The organism is Paraburkholderia sp. GAS32 (assembly GCF_050434225.1).
Classification (GTDB): domain Bacteria; phylum Pseudomonadota; class Gammaproteobacteria; order Burkholderiales; family Burkholderiaceae; genus Paraburkholderia; species Paraburkholderia madseniana.
Genome location: NZ_JBNPVS010000038.1, coordinates 37,669 through 56,229, shown reverse-complemented (window position 1 = coordinate 56,229; position 18,561 = coordinate 37,669). Strand labels below are relative to the sequence as shown.

The 18,561-nt window shown below is 59.0% G+C and carries 15 protein-coding genes; 9 read left to right on the top strand and 6 right to left on the bottom strand.

The window, feature by feature from the left end; all coding sequences use genetic code 11:
* Positions 1–161: 161 nt before the first annotated feature.
* Positions 162–1,484 (bottom strand): xylose isomerase, encoded by a 1,323-nt coding sequence (xylA, locus tag P3T25_RS34595; protein WP_429361490.1) that lies wholly within the window; start codon positions 1,482–1,484, stop codon positions 162–164.
* 274 nt (positions 1,485–1,758) lie between these two features.
* Here xylA and P3T25_RS34590 point away from each other — a divergent pair, with 274 nt between their 5' ends.
* The 5 genes from P3T25_RS34590 to P3T25_RS34570 all read left to right on the top strand — a co-directional run bounded on the left by P3T25_RS34590 (position 1,759) and on the right by P3T25_RS34570 (position 6,940).
* Positions 1,759–2,976: a XylR family transcriptional regulator gene (locus P3T25_RS34590; RefSeq protein ID WP_171925885.1), complete on the top strand. Its 1,218-nt coding sequence runs from the start codon at positions 1,759–1,761 to the stop codon at positions 2,974–2,976.
* Positions 2,977–3,009: 33 nt separating this feature from the next.
* The gene (locus tag P3T25_RS34585; RefSeq protein WP_171925848.1) at positions 3,010–4,095 is read left to right on the top strand and encodes an aldose epimerase family protein; all 1,086 of its coding nucleotides are present in this window, start codon (positions 3,010–3,012) and stop codon (positions 4,093–4,095) included.
* Positions 4,096–4,268: 173 nt separating this feature from the next.
* The gene (locus P3T25_RS34580) at positions 4,269–4,580 is read left to right on the top strand and encodes a DUF4148 domain-containing protein (RefSeq protein WP_154557824.1); all 312 of its coding nucleotides are present in this window, start codon (positions 4,269–4,271) and stop codon (positions 4,578–4,580) included.
* Positions 4,581–5,373: 793 nt separating this feature from the next.
* Positions 5,374–6,450, top strand: coding sequence for a polyamine ABC transporter substrate-binding protein (locus P3T25_RS34575; protein WP_233464703.1), 1,077 nt, complete (start codon positions 5,374–5,376; stop codon positions 6,448–6,450).
* A gap of 127 nt (positions 6,451–6,577) precedes the next feature.
* The gene (locus tag P3T25_RS34570) at positions 6,578–6,940 is read left to right on the top strand and encodes a cupin domain-containing protein (protein ID WP_171925847.1); all 363 of its coding nucleotides are present in this window, start codon (positions 6,578–6,580) and stop codon (positions 6,938–6,940) included.
* A gap of 412 nt (positions 6,941–7,352) precedes the next feature.
* Here the strand turns inward: P3T25_RS34570 and P3T25_RS34565 are convergent, their stop codons facing one another.
* From P3T25_RS34565 to P3T25_RS34550, 4 genes are all read right to left on the bottom strand, one after another.
* Positions 7,353–8,363 carry an Ldh family oxidoreductase gene (locus tag P3T25_RS34565; RefSeq protein ID WP_171925846.1) on the bottom strand — a complete coding sequence of 337 codons (1,011 nt, stop codon included), beginning with the start codon at positions 8,361–8,363 and terminating at the stop codon, positions 7,353–7,355.
* Between the two features lie 154 nt (positions 8,364–8,517).
* Positions 8,518–9,258 (bottom strand): FadR/GntR family transcriptional regulator, encoded by a 741-nt coding sequence (locus P3T25_RS34560; RefSeq protein ID WP_154558010.1) that lies wholly within the window; start codon positions 9,256–9,258, stop codon positions 8,518–8,520.
* A 257-nt stretch (positions 9,259–9,515) separates the two neighbouring features.
* Positions 9,516–10,523, bottom strand: a complete 1,008-nt coding sequence (gene lhpH / locus P3T25_RS34555; RefSeq protein ID WP_154557828.1) for a trans-3-hydroxy-L-proline dehydratase — start codon at positions 10,521–10,523, stop codon at positions 9,516–9,518.
* A 36-nt stretch (positions 10,524–10,559) separates the two neighbouring features.
* On the bottom strand, positions 10,560–11,681 hold the full coding sequence (locus P3T25_RS34550; RefSeq protein WP_171925845.1) for a branched-chain amino acid ABC transporter substrate-binding protein: 1,122 nt from the start codon (positions 11,679–11,681) through the stop codon (positions 10,560–10,562).
* 144 nt (positions 11,682–11,825) lie between these two features.
* On the opposite strand from P3T25_RS34550, the gene P3T25_RS34545 reads away from it, so the two are divergent.
* Complete coding sequence (locus P3T25_RS34545; RefSeq protein ID WP_233468751.1) at positions 11,826–14,069, top strand: N,N-dimethylformamidase beta subunit family domain-containing protein; 2,244 nt, start codon at positions 11,826–11,828, stop codon at positions 14,067–14,069.
* Positions 14,070–14,098: 29 nt separating this feature from the next.
* Here the strand turns inward: P3T25_RS34545 and P3T25_RS34540 are convergent, their stop codons facing one another.
* Positions 14,099–14,701 (bottom strand): NADPH-dependent F420 reductase, encoded by a 603-nt coding sequence (locus P3T25_RS34540; RefSeq protein ID WP_171925844.1) that lies wholly within the window; start codon positions 14,699–14,701, stop codon positions 14,099–14,101.
* Positions 14,702–14,868: 167 nt separating this feature from the next.
* On the opposite strand from P3T25_RS34540, the gene P3T25_RS34535 reads away from it, so the two are divergent.
* From P3T25_RS34535 to P3T25_RS34525, 3 genes are all read left to right on the top strand, one after another.
* Positions 14,869–15,798: a LysR family transcriptional regulator gene (locus P3T25_RS34535; protein WP_171925843.1), complete on the top strand. Its 930-nt coding sequence runs from the start codon at positions 14,869–14,871 to the stop codon at positions 15,796–15,798.
* 291 nt (positions 15,799–16,089) lie between these two features.
* Positions 16,090–16,959, top strand: a complete 870-nt coding sequence (locus tag P3T25_RS34530; protein ID WP_093635087.1) for a transporter substrate-binding domain-containing protein — start codon at positions 16,090–16,092, stop codon at positions 16,957–16,959.
* Between the two features lie 75 nt (positions 16,960–17,034).
* Complete coding sequence (locus tag P3T25_RS34525; RefSeq protein WP_171925842.1) at positions 17,035–18,561, top strand: amino acid ABC transporter permease/ATP-binding protein; 1,527 nt, start codon at positions 17,035–17,037, stop codon at positions 18,559–18,561.

The following is an 18,561-nucleotide window of genomic DNA, read 5'->3' as shown; positions in this document are numbered from 1 at the left end:
TCTGATAGCCGGAATACCGGATTGGACGGTCTGCGCTGCGAGCCGCAGAACCGGACAAGCGACAACCCAAAGCTTCTTTTATTCGCGCGGTCAACGTGGCCGCGCGGTTTTTATGTCTTACTGCGTGCCCTTTTTCGGGCGGTTACTTCATGACTGCCTTTTTAGCGTCGGCTGTATATCGCCTGATTTATAACGTTTTCCAGTTGCTCCTGTCTGCCACTCACATGCTGCGGATTCAGGCCGCGCGTCAATGCATCCGCAGCCAGCGTCGAGAGCGAATAGTCGCCCTTCAGAATCTTGCGGCCGAACTCCGACTCCCAGCCCGCGTAGCGTTGACGTTTGAACGCTTCGAGCCGGTCGTTTTCGATCAGTGTCGCCGCACGCTCGACAGCGAGCGCCAGGTTATCGATTGCACCGATATGACCGAAGAACAGATCTTCCGCATCGACGCTCTGCCGCCGCACTTTAGCGTCGAAGTTCATACCGCCGGTGGTGAAGCCGCCGTGCTTGAGGATTTCGTAGAAAGCGAGAGTCAATTCTTCGACGCTGTTCGGAAACTGGTCCGTGTCCCAGCCGTTTTGTTGATCGCCGCGATTCGCGTCGACGCTGCCGAAAATACCCAGCGCGTAGGCCGTGGCGATTTCGTGATGAAACGAGTGGCCAGCAAGCGTGGCGTGATTGGCTTCGATGTTCACGCGAATTTCTTTTTCGAGTCCGAATTGCAGCAGGAAACCGTGTACGGTCGCCACGTCATAGTCGAATTGATGCTTGGTCGGCTCCTGCGGCTTCGGCTCGATCAGCAATGCGCCTTTGAAGCCGATCTTGTGCTTGTGCTCAACGACCATGTTCAGGAAGCGGGCAAGCTGATCACGTTCGCGCACGAGATCGGTATTGAGCAACGTGTCGTAGCCCTCACGGCCGCCCCACAACACATAATTTTCGCCTCCCAGCATTTGGGTCGCATCAAGAGCATGACGAACCTGCGTCGCAGCGAACGCAAAAATCTCAGGATCGGGACTGGTCGCCGCACCTGCTGCATAACGCGGATGCGAGAACAGATTGGCCGTGCCCCACAGCAGTTTGACGCCGGTATCCTGCTGCTTGCGCGCCAGATAGTCGGCGATGCGCGTGAAGTTCTCGCTATAGGCCTTCAGGCTGTCGCCTTCCGGTGCAACGTCGGTATCGTGAAACGTGTAATACGGCGTGCCGAGCTTCGAGAAGAACTCAAACGCGGAATCCGCCTTTTGCTGCGCACGTTCCATGGCGTCGCCGGCCTGCTGCCAGGGACGCCGAAACGTCCCTTGCCCGAAAATATCGACGCCCGGCCAGACAAACGTATGCCAGTAGCACACAGCAATGCGAAGATGTTCTTCGAGTGTCTTGCCGAGCACCCGCTTACTCTTGTCGTAATGACGATAAGCAAGCGGGTTATCCGATTGCGGGCCCTCGTAGCGGATCTCGGGAATGTGTTCGAAGTAGGACATCAGCGTCTCCTGTTTTATGCTGCACTGCAACCCGTGCGGTATCGCCGCGCCGGTCGACAAGGTGACGCCATGCTGCCGCTTGCAAGGTGCATCGGCAATTGCGAAATTGCGCAGCGTGCTTGATGTTTCTTACCGCCCATGCGTTTGTTTCACACTGGCGCGATGTTCGCGGCCTAGAATAACCAGACGCTTAAAAACGGTGCTGCCTTCAGAGCGCATCCAACAGGAGACGAAGGCGCTGCGAATCTTGACGATCCGCACGCCACCCACTGCCATGACCCGTCCGCAAACACCACAGACGACCCATCGGATCGCGCTGCTGTTCAACGCGAACAAGGTGTATGACCGCGAGATCATCACCGGCATCGGCAATTACCTGCTGTCGACGCGCGTGGCGTGGGATCTCTTCCTTGAAGAAGATTTCCGCTGCCGGTTGACGGGTATCGAGCGTTTCGACGGCGACGGCATCATCGCGGATTTCGACGATCCCGCTGTGGGTGAAGCGCTGAGAGACTGTCCGTTGCCGGTGGTGGCAGTCGGTTCATCGTTCGAAGATCCGGCGCACTACCCCCCGGACTTACCCTATATCGCGACCGATAACGCCAAGCTCGTTTCGCTCGCCTACACGCATCTGATCGGCGCGGGACTCGAGCACTTCGCCCTGTATAGCCTGCCGCAAGCGCAGGAGAATCGCTGGGCGCAACAACGTGAGTTGGCATTCGCTCACCTGCGCAGCACGGACGGCCATAGCGCCGAGCAGATCGGCACCGAGATCTATCGTGGCCTGTCGACCAGCGCGCCGTCGTGGAATCAGGCAACCGAGCAGCTCACCGCTTGGCTCGCCCAGTTGCCGAAGCCGGTCGGCATCATCGCCGTCACCGACGCCCGCGCTCGGCACCTGTTGCAGGCCTGTTTGATCGCGGGTATTCCCGTGCCTGAAGAAGTGGCGATCATCGGCATCGACAACGATCCGCTTACGCGAACGTTGACCCGCATTCCGCTTTCCTCCGTGATTCAAGGCACCGAGGAAATGGGCCGCACCGCCGCTCACTTGCTGCATCAAATGCTGCACGGCGCGCGTTTTCCGGGGCGGCGCATTCTCGTACCGCCGGTGGGCATCAATGTGCTCGAATCGACAAAACACCAGCCGCTCGCGAGTCCGTATGTGATGCGCGCACGTCATTTCATCCGCCAGTACGCGTGCCAGGGCATTCGCACCGAACAGGTTGCCGATTACGTGGGCGTGTCGCGTTCGTCGCTCGAAGAGTACTTTCGGCGCGAACGGCAGTGCACCGTGCATCAGGAAATCCTGCGCCATAAACTCGACGTCGCGAAAGCGCTGCTTGCCAAGCGCGATGCGTCGAGTGCCGAAGTGGCGATCCGTTGCGGCTTCACGTCACTGCAATACATGTACGCGGTGTTTCGCCGCGAACTCGGCTGTACGCCGCGCGAATACCAGGACCGTGTGAATTCGACGGCAGAGCCCGGCTGAGCATGCTTTTCACCTTCTCTTTCTACCGACGACATGATCAGCATCGCACCACTTTCCTCTGAGCCATGGGGCACGCTGCCCGGCGGCGATCCTGTGCGGCTCTTTACGCTGCGCAATGCGCACGGCATGAAAGTCGCCATCAGCGACCTGGGCGCGACGCTGGTCTCGTGGCATGCGCCGGACCGCGCGGGTCGTCTCGGCGACATCCTGCTCGGCCACGACACGCCCGCAGAATACGTTGCGGCCACAACCTACATGGGCGGATTGATCGGCCGTTGGGCGAACCGCATTGCCGATGCGCGTTTCATGCTCGGCGGCATCGAGTACACGCTCGATCGCAACGAAGGCGCGAATCTGCTGCATGGTGGCACGCAGGGTTTTCATCGCACACTGTGGGACGTGAGCGAAGACAACGGTGCGCTGGTTATGCGTCTGGAATCGCCCGAAGGCGACGCCGGCTTTCCGGGCAACGTCACGGTGCAGGTGCGCTACACGCTCGACGACGACGGCACCTTGACGATCGCCTATGAAGCGATCACGGACGCCCCTACGCCGCTCAATCTGACGAGCCATCCGTATTTCAACCTGACGGGTCGGCGGGATGCCGACATTCGCGGACATGTATTGTCGATCGATGCCGACCGGTTCTTCGAAGTCGATGCGTCGATGATTCCTTGCGAGCTCGCCGAAGTGGCAGGCAATGCGTTCGACTTCCGGCAGAGCGCGCCGATCGGCGCACGGCTCGATTGGCCGCATGCGCAGCTTGCGCGGGCCGGTGGCTTCGATCATTGCTATATGCTGCGTGACGCGCCTGATGCCACGATGACCGGACGCGAGCCGCAGGTACGCCAGGTTGCATGTGCCTATGACCCCGGCAGCGGACGCGAACTGACCGTCTCGACCGATCAGCGCGGCTTACAGTTCTACACCGGCAATTTCCTGAAGGGCGACAAGGGACGCGGCGGCATCGCCTATCAGGCGTACTCCGGACTGTGTCTCGAAGCGGGCGGCTTTCCGAATGAAGTCAATATGGCCGAGCAGGATCAGGTCATCGTGCGACCTGGCAGCGCATACCGGCAGGTGACGGCGTACCGCGTAGGTGTACGTTCTGGAGTCTGAAGCAATTCTTCAAATCTTAGGAAGAGCATTACATAACGCCGACTTATCATTTGCTGCAAGACTGAATTACGGGTTTAGGGGTTTGCCCTAGATCGCCCGCTTCCTAGAATCCCTCCATAGGCCGCCGAACACATGTTGCGGCGCCGAATAAAACATCCTCGGAGGGACGCATCATGAAATCGCTGATCAAAGCAGTCGCACTGGTCGTTGTACTCGCAGCCCCGGTCGCTTCGTTCGCACAGTCCGAGCAACCGCTGACCCGCGCGGAGGTCAAGGCGCAACTGATCCAGATTGAACAGGCCGGCTACAACCCCGCCGCTGCAACCGACTCGACCTACCCCGCGGACATTCAGGCAGCCGAAGCACGCGTAGCCGCACAGCATGACGCCACCGGTTATGGTTCTTCGGCAAACGGCTCATCGCAAACCGGCACACCCGTACCCGCTGCGCCTGCGGTTCAGCCCGAACCGATGGGCGGCCAGTAAAACGCTAACGTTGTCTGTTGTTGCGTAGTTCGATGCGAGCCATGCTTGTTGAAGCATGCGCTCGCATGAACGCGTTCCACTGCGCATGACGATGACAGCGCAGTGTCAGAAAATCCTTTGACGAAAATAATGGCTCATATATCCTAGGGCGGCAGTTTGGTGGTTCTCGCAGCGCGGTCTATTTGCATCAGCGAGGACTTCTACTCAACGTCGCTTCGGGTTCCATCGTGAAAGTCCGTGGTCCATTGGTGAGATATCAGCCTGGTCGGGAAAGAACCTTCCTGTCCGGCTGTTCGATCGCTCATCAGGGGAGCAACTGCGCTTCGCCATCCCGCCCCCTGTCCATCGATACCGTGTTGTCGCGTCGATCCGTCCGTCGACACAACGTCATTGCAGCACCCGCAGCTATCGGGGTGCGCACCGACGAAATCGCGTCGCTTCTGCCTTAGCCCCCTTCTCTTTTCGCGAGCAAGTGTTGCATGCGATCAGGCCGCTTTATCTAGCGGTCGAACGTCTGCAATGCGTTTGTCTGTCCGCGCTTTGCATTTGTCTTGCTAGCGTTGGCCGGCTTATAGCGCTCGCCTCTCTGCGTCCCTTTTAGCTCTGCTGTGCGCTTGCGCTGCGGCAGGCGGCGTCACGTCCTTTACTCGTCCGCATTCGTGCGGAACGTATGGACGTGTGGATCGTCACGCTCGTGCATCGGTACCTGCGCTGCGGCGAAAACTGAGATCGAAACCAAGGAGATAGTCGAATGAAGATCCGTCATGCCAAGCTTCTCTCGCTCACCGGCACGATGCTGTGCTCGTTGACCGCTTTAACCCCGATGAACGCTGCACACGCCGCGGATACGACGATCAACGTCTACAACTGGTCAGACTACATCGCCAAAGACACGATTACCGGCTTCGAAAAGCAATCCGGCATCACGGTGAAATACGACAGCTACGATAGCGACGACACGTTGCAGGCGAAACTGCTGGCAGGCAGCTCCGGGTATGACATCGTTGTGCCCACATCGAGTTATATGGCGCGTCAGATCGAAGCCGGCGTGTATCAGAAGATCGACAAATCGAAGATGCCGAACCTCGCGAACCTCGATCCGGGTTTGATGAAACTGATTGCCGATGCGGACCCCGGCAATCAATACGGCGTACCTTGGGCGTGGGGCACGGACGGTGTCGGCTATAACGTTCAGGCCGTGAAAAAAGCACTCGGCGCCGATGCGCCGGTTGATAGTTGGTCGCTGTTGTTCGACCCGCAGAATCTTTCGAAGCTGAAGAGTTGTGGCGTGTCTTTCCTCGACGCAGCGGCGGATGTTTTCCCGGCCGTGCTTCAGTACATGCATAAGGACCCGAACAGCACCAATCCCGGCGATTACCAGGCCGCATACGAAGTGCTGAAGAAAGTGCGACCGTATATCACGCAGTTCAATTCGTCCGGCTACATCAACGATCTGGCGAACAACGATATCTGTGTGGCGTTGGGCTATTCGGGCGATGTGGGAATTGCCCGGCGACGTGCGTCGGAAGCGAAGCGTTCGTACGACGTGCGGTTCTCGAATATCAAGGACGCCGGCCTGCTCTGGATGGACGTGATGGTGATTCCGAAAGATGCCCCGCATCCGGAAGCGGCGATGAAGTGGATGAACTACATCGAAGATCCGAAGGTAAGCGCGGCGATTACGAATGAAGTGTTTTATCCGACTGCGAATCGCGCGGCGAGGCAGTTTGTGACGCCGGCGATCGAGCAGGATGCGAATGTGTATCCGCCTGAAGCTGTGCTGAACAAGATGACGTTGATGCGGCCGCAGCCTGCGCCGATCATGCGGCTTGAAAACCGGCTGTGGGCGCAGTTGAAGTCGGGGAGTTGAGTTCGGTTTAGCTGGTGTAGTCTGCTGACGATAGGTGTCACCTTTTGCGCGTGGCGCATGCAGTGGGTGTGTGCGCTACGCCCTTTTTGAAGCTCTGCTTTTTTAACTCTGTTTGCATCGAACCATTATGAGCATTATGAATATCGTAGATTTTGCGCAGCCTGCCAAGGAAAGCGTTGAGTACATGCCGAAGGCGGAAGCAGTGCTTTCCGGCAATCCTTCGCAGCTTGTTCACACGCATTTTTCCAGTCCCTGTGGGCAGCTCGCGGCTGGCGTTTGGGAGGGAGCTTGCGGGCAATGGACGGTGAACTTCACCGAGAGTGAGTATTGCGAAATACTCGAGGGCGTGTCCGTGATTCGGGATGCGCATGGGACAAGCAAGACTGTGCGGGCTGGGGATCGGTTTTTGATTCCGGCCGGGTTTAAGGGGACGTGGGAAGTGGTTGAGCCGTGTAAGAAGATTTTTGTTTCGGTGGAGTTTAAGGCGTAGGTTGCGGTGGTGCTGCTTTCAGGCTTCGCTGTTGATCGCGCATCACGGGTGGAGTCTGGTCGATCGCATTCCTCGCTTTTCTGGTGACCTATCAATTCATGTTCTGGATACCGACTTTGCTCGTGTCGTACGGATTTTCGCCAGCGAGCGCGGCGTTGGGCTCCGCGGCGAGCGCAATCGGCGGCATTCTACTAACGCTTGGGTTTTCGCCGCAGCGAATCGTGTTGTTCAACTGCTTGCCGATTTTCCTGATTATTGCCTTGCTTGCGATCTCGCAGCTCTACCCGCGACGGTCGCGAGCTGGTCACGTGCGTACCGATTGACGGCGGCAAGGTCAGGAGTGTTCGTCGATCCACGCCTCGTGCAACACTTGAGATGTTGAGCCAGGATGCGACCCTATCCCCGACAGATCTCACGAAATCAAACGGGTAAGTTCGTCGTGAAGCTCCTTTGAAAGCGACACGCCGTGCTCAACGCTGCGCTGTCGCGCATCGAATCGTCGCTGAGAGGGCAGACGCGCGCCCTGACCCACGATTCCTTCAAACAGAGTCTCGGCGCGCTGCAGGTTGTCCGTAGGGGCAGCGCCGGCGAAGACTGCAGGGTCGAAAGCGATGACGATTTCACCATGACAGGGGGCCGCGCCTACGTCTTCGTCAAAAGCCAGCGATTCCGGGCTGAGCATATCGCCAATTAACGGACCAGCCAGCAACTCAACCATCGCTGAGAGCGCGGAACCCTTATAGCCTCCGAATGTAAGCATGGCACCCCTCAATGCTTTATCGGGATCATCGGTAGCTTGACCGTTTTCGTCGATCGCCCAGTCACTCGGGATCTTCGAGCCAGACCGCTTATGCAGCTCGATGTCGCCACGGGCGATTCTGCTCGTAGCCATGTCGAACACAAACGGAAAGGGGCCTGGACGTGGCCAGGCGAACGCGATCGGGTTGGTTCCAAATAGCGGCTTGTTTCCGCCAGCAGGTGCTACACAGCTATGGGTCGGTGTCATGGCCAGTGCGGCTACGCCTTCAGCAGCAATTGCCTCGACCTCCGGCCACAAAGCGCTGAAGTGAAAGCAGTTGTTGATTGCCAGGGCCGCGATACCAGATCTCTTCGCCTTTTCAACGAGTACTCGACTCCCCAGTTCAAAAGCAAGCGGAGAGAATCCGAACCGAGCATCGACTTTAACAAGCGAAGGCGAGACATCGTTTATCTGCGGTTCGGCATCAGCATTGATTTTGCCCATCTTCAGCGTTTTTACGCATCCAATAAGGCGCCATACACCGTGTGAGTGGCAATCGTCCCGTTGACCCGCAACGAGTACCTTCGCCATCGCGTCCGATTGACGCGCGCTGAGTCCATTGGATGCCAATACGTCAAAGGCCAACTTGTGCAGGTGATCAAGTGAAAGAACTATTTCTGCCATGTCTTCTGAAGTCCGTCTTTTATTAGTGGCCGCGCGGCCACGCGCATTCGATTTGTATCCAGCGTCTGGTGATGATCATCGGGGACATCGCTACTGCGATCTCTTTGTCGACGATGGTGGAGTGTTCGCGGCCAGCTAATTGATCAGGCCGGCTTTACTTGGGCGCAATATCCCGTCGCACCCGCTTGATATGCTGCTCCACGTAAAACCCTGCTGCGTCACCATCGCCGCTCACGATTGACTCGTAAATAAGCCGATGCTCGGACGCATACAGGCGTATCCGTAGCGGATCGTAAATCGCGTCGTCCTTTAGCCGCTTCCACAATGGTTGATCCATTGTTTTCGCTACCTCGTCTGCGATCTTGACGAGCAGAGCGTCACCCGTCATGACCGCCAATTGCCGGTGGAACAATCTATCGCTGTTATTCCACAGCGCACGCTCTTCGAGATTGGTGATATCGTGAATTGTCTCCATCTCTGCAAGATATTGCTCAGCCAGGCGATCGCGCTTGCCTCGTGCGGCGGCTCGACGTGCGATTGCAGGTTCGAGGATGAATCGCGTTTCGAGCGTTCCCGTTGGACTGAAATCTGGCTCCGCGTTCTGAGTTCCATGATTGCCGTCGACGTTAAGCAAACGCTCAGAAGCTGCCGAGGAGACGTAGGTACCGGAATTCCGTTTCGTCACAACGAGGCCTTCATTCTGAAGAGCCCCTATTGCCTCTCGAACCGCAGGTCGGCCGACGCCATAGAGCGCTGCAAGTTCGCGTTCCGATGGCAGCCGGGACTCGGCCGCGAACCGTCCCGTGCGGATTTCTTCCTTGATCTTCTCCTCGACCTGCTCATAAATCTGCAGTGGTCTGAAATTCGATTCGAGATCCTGCCGTGTCGTACCCATCTCACTTCCTTTCATTTCCTGACGCCCGATGCGCGGGAGTTCACCTGTCATTGACGGATAATTATCATACGTCGTGGCGACATGATGCCATCTCCTGATGCGACCACGCATGAAGTGTTCCCCGTGGCTCGCACAAGGCAAAAAGCGCGGCGGCATCCCATTTCAGAATGCGCCGCGAAGGCACCAAGGAGATGGGCCAAAAGGTGTCACGCCAGTGCGGCAGTTGCCGTCGAAGCAGCGCCTGTAATCTGCCCTCTCTACCGCACCAGGAACCCGTAGGTCAGAGGATCGCGCTCGTCGATCAACCACGTTCCGTAGCCGCAGATAAACGCATTCCCTTCGATCTCAGGAATCACTGCATCGAATTCACCGCATGTCGTCTCACTCAGCACGCGGCCCTTGAAGATCGTTCCGATGATCGACTCGTTCACGAGCGTCCCATCCGGGGGTAGCTTGCCACGCTGGTAGAGCTGGGCAACGCGTCCTGCGGTGCCGGACCCTGTTGGCGATCGGTCAACCTCGCGATCGGCGAAGATGCAGCAGTTCGCCTGAGTCGATCCCGGATGGCGGGGCGTATTCGAAATGATCGTGCCGTAGAGCCCTCTGATTTCTGGAATCTCCGGATGAACGATGTCAAACGCTGCGTTAGTTGCCTGGGTGATCTCGTCGCCGAACTGCTTCAGTCGATCAACGTTGTTTTCGCCTACCGCCATATCGTACTGTGCGCCATCGACGTAGAAATAGAACGCGCCTCCGTAAGCGATGTCTCCGGACACGGGGCCGAACGTTGGCGTATTGACGGTGACGTCCTTTTTCCAGACGAATGACGGCACATTCACAAAACGCACATTCCCTGCATTTTCGCCGTCCCACTGGACGAAAGCTTCGAGGAATCCGCAAGGCGCATCGATACCCACGCGCGTTTCTGGCGACGTGCGCTCAATCCACCCCAGTTCAACCGCTGCGGTGGCCAGCGCAATGGTCCCGTGGCCGCAATGGGGGCTGTAGTCCTTATTCTGCGTAAAGATGATGCCGAAATCCGCGCCTTCGGTCACCGGCTCAGTGAGGAAGCCTCCGTACATATCGGCATGGCCTCGAGGCTCCAGCATCATGGCGCTCCGCAACTCATCCGCATGCTTCTGGATCCACTCCCGCCGCTCCACGATGGTTTTCCCCGCGAGACGCGGGAAACCATTGGTGATGATGCGAAACGGCTCACCACCGGTGTGCATTTCGATCGTGTTAAGTGTTCTGGTAATTCGCATAGATACTCCGTCTTGCTTACTATTTTCGTTGAGACCTTAGTTGCCGTACGTTACGACGGCGCCATCCTTGAATGTGTACACGGTCGTCGCCGAGCTTTTCAGATCATGATGTACGTCGAACGAGTACTCGCCGGCCACGCCGGTGTAGGCGGACTTGGCGAGTTGCGCACCAATTTTGGCGCGGTCGGATGTCGTGCCAGCCTTCACCATCGCGTCAGCCAACAGCTTCATGCCGTCGTAATAGCTCACGCCATACACCTGCGTATCGACGTTGAAGGTTGTCTTGTACTTTTTCAGGAACGCGCTACCTGCTGGCGTCTTGTCCAGCGAGACCCCGCCTTGGGAGCAATACGCATTCGTCGCTGCGGGACCTGCGATTTTGGCCATATCAGACGTACAGATTCCGTCGCCACCCAACAGCTTCGCCCGCAAGCCGAGCTGACGCATCTGTTTGACAAGCGGGCCGCTTTGCGACGCGTAGCCACCATAGAAGATGACGTCGGGATTCGTCGCCTTGATCTGAGAGAGGACACCCTTGAAATCGACGGCCTGACCATTCGTGTATTGCTGGTCGATAATCTTCAGCCCGCGTGCCTTGGCCACGCTCATGAACTCTTCGGCCACGCCTTGCCCGTAGGCCGACCGGTCATCCATGACTGCCGCTGTTTTCGCTTGAAGCGTATCGACGGCGAAATTCGCCATCGCACCGCCGAGTTGCCCGTCACTAGCTCCGATACGAAAGACTTCGTTAAAGCCTTGGAGAGTCAACGCCGGGTTTGACGCAACCGAAAGCATCGGGATGCCAGCGTTCTGGTAGAGCCTGGAGGCCGGAATCGCGACTCCGGAATTGTATGGGCCCAGAACTGCGGCCACCTTGGCGTCGACCAGCTTCTGCGCGACCTGCACCCCGATCCGGGGATCAGCCTGGTCATCTTGCGATACCAATTTGAATGTTACGCTTTTGCCGGAAATCGTTGTTCCGGCGCTGTTCAGCTCGTCAACCGCCATGCGCGCGCCATTCTCGTTGTCTTTCCCCTCCGACGCCTGGGGGCCGGTCAAAGGCCCGGAAACTCCAACAAGAACAACCTCTTGGGCGCTTGCGCTACCGAAGACGAGAACTGCAGCGACCGTCATTGCCGAATAGACCAATTTTTTCATCGCACACCCCAAGTGGTTAAAGTACACTGGACTCGATAGTGACCAATTTTGGTTCTATTTGCAACCATTGCAAAATAAAATCTCACAGGGGGTTTCCCCTGGCCGTAGGCGGTCGCAGAGCAGCGCCTGGGACCACGACCTAGAATGATTGATCATTTGACTATGACTACTTCAGACTCCCAAACTCCCGCGATCATCGGCTATGCAACCCCGTGGAGCGCACACGCTGGTCAGGAACTGGCGTTCAAAATCAGTTCGCGCGGCGCTCGCGCCTTTACGGCGACTGTTGAGCGCATAGATTGTTGTGACCCAAACCCCGATGGGCCTGGGATGAAACTGGTCCCGATCGATGTCCGGCTGCAAAGCACCTACCCAGGACAGGAGCAGCCAGTATTTCCCGGCTCCTGCGCTTACGGCCCGATGCCGGCTCTGGAGAACATTCAGCACATCAAGCTCTACCTGACGGTTCAACCCACGCTTGAAGACGCTTCCCTCCAGACATTGGTCGCTCTTCAGAACCACGATGGAACGCATGGTGTAACGATCGCTCTCACTCGCGGCGAACTTGTTTTCCAGAGCCTCGCGAACGGGGAGCTGATCACAACAGGCGTACCTGTCGCCGCCGATCTGTGGACAAATCTGCAGATATCGATCGACCGTGACGGGCACATCCGGGCGATTAGCTCCGGTACAAACGCACGCGAAGAGGCATTCAGGAACGTGGCGGACTTTGAAGTGCCGTTCTCTGCCGCCTCGTTCGACGCTACTTCCGTGTGCTTTGCGGCTGTCTGGACAGGACACCCGGAGCACGCCTTCAACGGCTTCATCGAAAGCCCGGAGTTGCGCGCGCCCAGCAATGATGCACGCGGCGATCAGCGCGAGGACATCCTGTTGGCACATTGGGACTTCACGCCAACGCTTGCTCACACGAGCGTACCGAACTGCCTTGATAGCGGAGCCCCGTTGACGCTTGTGAACGCACCAATGAGGGCAGTTCGGTCGTCGGGGTGGACCGGACGCGAGCTGGACTGGAAGCATGCACCGAATGAATACGCCGCGATCCGGTTCCACGCTGACGACCTGTCGGACTGTGGCTGGCAAACGTCGGTACATCTGAAAATTCCGGCCGACATGGCATCTGGTGTCTATGGACTGCGCGTGGACAATGGAGAAGGGGTCGACACGATTCCGTTTTACGTCACGGTTGCGCCGGAGGGGAAGCATGCGCGCATCGCGTTTCTTGCACCCACGCTGACTTACTTGGCCTACGCCAACAACGCTCGCGGAAATTTTTCGGGCGCGCTTGCCGATCGCGTGGACAAATGGGGCGGCTATCCTCACAACCCGGACGTCGTAACTGCATTTGGTACATCAACATACAACTCCCACAGTGATGGCTCAGGTATAAGCCTCTCCTCCCGCCTGCGCCCGATTCTCACAATGCGTCCAGGTTATCTGACGTTCCTTGACGAGCATGGCTCAGGTCTGCGCCACTTCTCCGCGGACTCCCATCTGACCAACTGGTTAAGGGAAAAAGGATTCGAATTTGATGTCGTTACGGACGAGGATCTCGATGAGCGAGGCGTCGACGCGTTGAAGCACTATGACGTCGTTCTGACCGGCTCTCACCCCGAATACCATACCCGCCGAATGCTCGATGCGCTCCTCGCCTATCGGTCTGCGGGTGGAAGCCTGATGTACCTTGGCGGAAACGGGTTCTACTGGAAAATCGGGCGCGCAGCGTCTGCACCGCATCTGCTCGAAATTCGTCGAGCCGAGGCGGGCATGCGGGTATGGGAAAGTCAGCCCGGTGAGTACTACAACCAGTTGGATGGCGAGTATGGGGGGATGTGGCGTCGAAACGGATTGCCGCCGCAAAAAGTTGCGGGAGTCGGGTTTACGGCGGAGGGAGATTTTCGGGGCACATTCTATCGCCGCACGCCGGCCTCGTTTGCCACCGAACATTCCTGGCTGTTCGCGGGAGTTAAAGCAGGAGCAGGAGAACCACTTGGCAACTTCGGTTTGTCTGGCGGCGGCGCTGCGGGCTTTGAAATTGATCAAACTGCGGCCGACCTCGGCACGCCCGCCTACGTGACAGTGGTCGCGTACTCCGACAATCACGACGCCAGTTTCGTGACCGTTCCCGAGGAGCTTCTCTTCAATCGAATGGTCGGCAAACCTAGAGTGCATAGCGGCATTCGAGCCCACATGATCTGCGGCTTCAGCCCGAGCGGCGGCGGACTATTCGCAGTCGGCTCAATCTCGTTTCTCGGAAGTCTCTACTGCGCCGGTTATGACAACGACGTCTCGCAAATCGTCGAGAACTGTTTGCGCCGCTTTCTGGCCGTCTCCCACAGCTCCCGCAAGTTGCCCTTAAAGCAAGTTTGAAAGGCGCGGTTTTCCGCGCCCTGGTTTGCTTATCCAAACTTGACGAAATTGTGCACCGGCAGCGGGCCACCCGGGATTTGAACTAACTTGCCCCCGGCTTCGAGCGACCCCAGGTCAATGCCGAAGAAACCGAACTGCTCGATCAATCCGCTCACCGCCGCTTTCGCCTGCGCGTCGTCTCCCGCGAAGAACAGCACGCGGCGTCCGCCTTCGGCCTGCGGATCCTTCGAAAGGAGATGCGCCGGAAGATGGTTGAACGCCTTCACGACGCGTGCGCCCGGCACGAATTCCGCGAAGATTCCGCTCGACGTCCGGCCATGCAATTCGGCCGGTTTGAACAGCGGCGGCTCGATCGGGTTGTTCGCGTCGATCACGATGCGTCCGCCGAAGTCCGGCAGCCCAGCCAAGGCGGTCGGCAGCTTCGTCCAGTTGACTGCGACAAGGACGATGTCCTGCGCGGCCGCCTGTTCGCGCGTTCCCGGCGTGATCGAGGGGCCGAGCTCGCGTGCGAGGTCGGCGAGTGAGGCCGGGCCTCGGCTGTTCGCGATGACGGCTTTGAGGCCTTTGCCCGCCAGCGCTCTCGCGAACGCGGACCCGATGGCGCCTGCTCCGATGATACCGATGGTGCTCATAATGATGCTCCTGGTGAAGAGTGATCAATCAAGTGATAAGCCGGCAAGGAGAGGGACATCTGAGGTTCACTCCCGGGGCTAGGTGACTGAATGTTGCCGCCTTTATTGCTTGATGATTAGCCGGGAATCGCTTGAATTATTTTCAAGCAATGCTTTAAGATTCCTGGATGGAAACCCTCGCCAACCTCGAGTCGTTTGTCCGCAGCGCCGAAACGGGCAGCTTCTCCGCGGCCGCGCGGCGTCTTGCGCTGACGCCCGCCGCGGTCAGCCGGAACGTTGCGCTGCTCGAACGCAATCTTGGCGTGCGGCTGTTCCAGCGCTCGACGCGCAAGCTCACGCTGACCGAGGCAGGCGAGCGCTTTCTCGTGGAAATCGGCGGCAATCTGGATGCGCTGCAGGCGGCAATCGCGTCCGTGTCGAACGATCGCAGCGAGCCGGCCGGCGTGCTGAAAGTCAGCATGGCGCCAACGTTCGGCATCACGTACGTCATGCCGCTGCTGCCGGCGTTCCTCGCACGCTATCCAATGATTCGTCCGGATTGGCACTTCGAGAACCGGCCGGTTGACCTGATTGAAGAGGGATACGATGCCGCGCTGGGTGGTGGCTTCGATCTCGCCCCGGGCGTCGTGTCGCGCGCATTGGCGCCTGCGCATCTCGTGGCGGTCGCGTCTCCGGCATACATGGCCGGCCGCATCACACCGGCCGATCCCGGCGATCTTGCGGACCTCGACGGCATCGTGATGCGCTCGAGCCGCACGGGCCGCGTGCGCCACCGGACGATGCGCGACGCAGTGGGCAATGAGATGCCCGCACAGCTTGGCGAGACCATCATGGTCAATGACCCGGCAGCGATGCGCGAGGCAGCAATTCTCGGACTGGGCGTGACGCTGCTGGCCGTGTCGGACGTACTGTCGTCGATTGAACGGGGGGCACTCGTGCGATTGTTACCGCGCTGGTACGCGGACGCCGGGGCGATCTCGATCTACTACGCGACGCGAGCGCTGCTGCCGGCGAAAACACGGGTGTTTGTCGATTTCGTTGTCGAGGCGTTCGAGCGGGAGCGGTTGGCTGAGAGGTTTGCGGGCAGCATCGGGTGAGTCGCGCCGCGCAGGCACGCTCCCTTCTTCCCCACGAAATGCACCGTTCCTGAACGCGTTCGCCGGTAACACGCGCAGGCGCACGGAAGCGGTGCGCCGACGACGGCCGCGCCTCCGTTAAAGACCAGCCCGCGTCTCCCTCACAGCCGCACCAGACCTACATCACGGCGCGCTCACCCACCTCCTCGTTTCCTTGGCTCGGATCCTGCTTATGCAGGATTTATTGTTGAACAATATTTTTTCTATTGTTCAACAATGTATATTACCTCCACCCCGACGAGCGAGAACTCCATGAAAGCCCAACCTGATCTGAAAACTGTCATGCCCTCCCTGCCGCGGGTCGCGAAGTGCGCCGCCGCGCTCGCGCTGTTCGCCGCGTCTCACGCGTTCGCCTCGAGCGGCGCGCCGACCGTGGCGCCCGGCAAGCTGACGATCGGCGCGGATCTGACGTATCCGCCCTACGACTACGTGCAGGACGCTGATCCCGCCGGCTTCGATCCCGCGTTCATGACGAAGCTCGCCGGGCACCTGAAGCTCCAGCCCGGCTTCGTCGACACCCGTTTCGCGAATCTGATCCTCGGCGTGAACGCCAATCGCTTCGACGTAATCGCGTCGGCGCTCTATGTCACGCCGGAGCGCGCGAAACAGATCGACTTCGTGCCCTACCTGAAAACCGGCGGCTCGCTGCTCGCCTTGAGCCACACCGGCTTTGAGCCGAAGAAGCCCGAAGATCTGTGTGGCAAGCGCGTGAGCTCGATCAAGGGTGCGTCGTGGATTCCGAAACTCAACGACGTGTCGAAGCAGGTCTGTACGCCTGCCGGCCGCGGCGCAATCGACGTGCGCGAGTTCGAGACTTCGCCGGAAGCGGCCCAGGCCGTCCTCTCGCACGCCGTCGACGCGCAATTCGAAGACTCGGCCGTCGCGCAGATGACCGTCAACAAGCTCGGCGGACGCGTGGCGATTACGTCGACGACCCCGCTCTATCCGGTCGTCATCGGGCTCGGCGTCAAGAAAGGCAATGACGCGCTGCTCGCCCAATTGAAGAGCGCGTTTGCGTCGATGAAGCAGTTGGGCGAATACCAGGCGCTCCTCAAGCAGTACAACGTCGCCGAGCCGACCGGCAATGACATTGCCCAGGCGCTCGGTACGGCATCGAACTAACTGCACGTTGCGCGCTCAGCCTGAGGCCGGGCACTCGCCCGCGCCCTCGTGGCTGCGCGTCGTAAGGGGAAGCACATGGTATTCGACTGGCACTACACGGCTTCGCTGTTGTTCGACGCCGCCTTCTGGAAAGCCACCTGGCTCGTCGTCGAACTGAGCGCCGCGACCTGGCTGATCGGCATTGTCGCGGGCTTCGCACTCGCGCTCGGCAAACAGTCTGCGTTCATGCCGCTACGCGTGGCATGCAGCACCTACATCTGGCTCTTTCGCAGCCTGCCGCTGCTCGTGCTGCTGATCTTTGTCTATAACCTGCCGCAGGTGCTGCCCTGGACGGGCGGCCTGTTGTCCGACCCGTTCTGGGCCGGCCTGCTGGCGCTTTCGATCAGCGAAGCGGCCTACATCGCCGAGATCCATCGGGGCGGCCTGCTGTCGCTCCACAAGGGCCAGCTCGAAGCGGGCAAGGCGCTCGGTATCCGCTTCGTCGGCCTGCAACGGCTGATCGTGCTGCCGCAGGCGTTTCGCGTCGCGCTGCCCTCGCTCATTAACGAGTACGTTACGATCGTCAAACTGACGTCGCTCGTGTCCGTCATTTCGCTCGCGGAAATCCTGCTGGTTGGCGAACGCCTGTATACGCAGAACTTCAAGGTGCTGGAGACGATGCTGGCCGTCTCGTTCTACTATGTGCTGATCGTCACGGTGTTCGGCCAGGCGCTGAAGATGCTCGAAAAGCACCTTGATGTCACGCTCCGCACGCGAGCTGCGAATGCCGTCATTCCTGTGGAAACACCGCGGCCCGTGCAGGCAGCAAAGGACGTTCGTACCGCGCGAACAAGCAACGCGACGCGTTCGCTGGAAGCCATCGGCATCCGCAAGCGCTACGGCGATCATGAAGTGCTCAAGGGGATCGACTTGACCGTGCGCGCAGGAGAAGTGGTGTCGATCATCGGCCCGTCGGGTTCGGGCAAGACTTCGCTGATCCGCACGCTGAATGGCCTCGAGACGCTCGACGGCGGCGAAGTGCGCCTGCATGACAAGGCGTTCCTGTGGCCGCCGCGTGCGAGGCATGGCAAGGTGCCGCATGCGAAGTACATGCGCGGCATCCTCGATATCGGCATGGTGTTTCAGAGCTTCAACCTGTTTCCGCATAAAACGGTGCTGCAGAATGTGACGCTTGCGCCTCGCTACCACGGGCGTCTGAACGGGGCCCCGCTCGACGAATCCGGCATGCGCCTGCTGGCAAAGGTAGGCATGGCTGCGCATGCGCACAAGTATCCGCATCAGTTGTCCGGCGGTCAGCAGCAGCGCGTCGCGATTGCGCGGGCACTGGCGATGCAGCCCTCGATTGTTCTGTTCGACGAACCGACGTCGGCGCTCGATCCGGAACTGGTCAACGAAGTACTGAAGGTCATCGAGGGACTTGCCCAGGAAGGCATGACCATGATCATCGTCACACACGAAATCAACTTTGCGTTCCGTATTTCAGACCGTATCGTGTTCATGGAAGCGGGCACGATCGTGAGCGATGCGCCGCCGCGCGAACTGGCGACGCTCGACAAGACTTCGCGTATCGCCAGCTTCCTCAAAGACGTCCACCTTGCATAA

Bases quoted from the DNA above. Each gene is read 5' to 3' on its own strand.
- P3T25_RS34590 (WP_171925885.1), top strand. From the start codon at position 1,759: ATGACCCGTCCGCAAACACCACAGACGACCCATCGGATCGCGCTGCTG.
- P3T25_RS34550 (WP_171925845.1), bottom strand. From the start codon at position 11,681: ATGAAAAAATTGGTCTATTCGGCAATGACGGTCGCTGCAGTTCTCGTC.
- lhpH (WP_154557828.1), bottom strand. From the start codon at position 10,523: ATGCGAATTACCAGAACACTTAACACGATCGAAATGCACACCGGTGGT.
- P3T25_RS34545 (WP_233468751.1), top strand. From the start codon at position 11,826: ATGATTGATCATTTGACTATGACTACTTCAGACTCCCAAACTCCCGCG.
- P3T25_RS34530 (WP_093635087.1), top strand. From the start codon at position 16,090: ATGAAAGCCCAACCTGATCTGAAAACTGTCATGCCCTCCCTGCCGCGG.
- P3T25_RS34565 (WP_171925846.1), bottom strand. From the start codon at position 8,363: ATGGCAGAAATAGTTCTTTCACTTGATCACCTGCACAAGTTGGCCTTT.
- P3T25_RS34540 (WP_171925844.1), bottom strand. From the start codon at position 14,701: ATGAGCACCATCGGTATCATCGGAGCAGGCGCCATCGGGTCCGCGTTC.
- P3T25_RS34535 (WP_171925843.1), top strand. From the start codon at position 14,869: ATGGAAACCCTCGCCAACCTCGAGTCGTTTGTCCGCAGCGCCGAAACG.
- P3T25_RS34570 (WP_171925847.1), top strand. From the start codon at position 6,578: ATGAGCATTATGAATATCGTAGATTTTGCGCAGCCTGCCAAGGAAAGC.
- P3T25_RS34585 (WP_171925848.1), top strand. From the start codon at position 3,010: ATGATCAGCATCGCACCACTTTCCTCTGAGCCATGGGGCACGCTGCCC.
- P3T25_RS34560 (WP_154558010.1), bottom strand. From the start codon at position 9,258: ATGGGTACGACACGGCAGGATCTCGAATCGAATTTCAGACCACTGCAG.
- P3T25_RS34575 (WP_233464703.1), top strand. From the start codon at position 5,374: ATGCTGTGCTCGTTGACCGCTTTAACCCCGATGAACGCTGCACACGCC.
- P3T25_RS34525 (WP_171925842.1), top strand. From the start codon at position 17,035: ATGGTATTCGACTGGCACTACACGGCTTCGCTGTTGTTCGACGCCGCC.
- xylA (WP_429361490.1), bottom strand. From the start codon at position 1,484: ATGTCCTACTTCGAACACATTCCCGAGATCCGCTACGAGGGCCCGCAA.
- P3T25_RS34580 (WP_154557824.1), top strand. From the start codon at position 4,269: ATGAAATCGCTGATCAAAGCAGTCGCACTGGTCGTTGTACTCGCAGCC.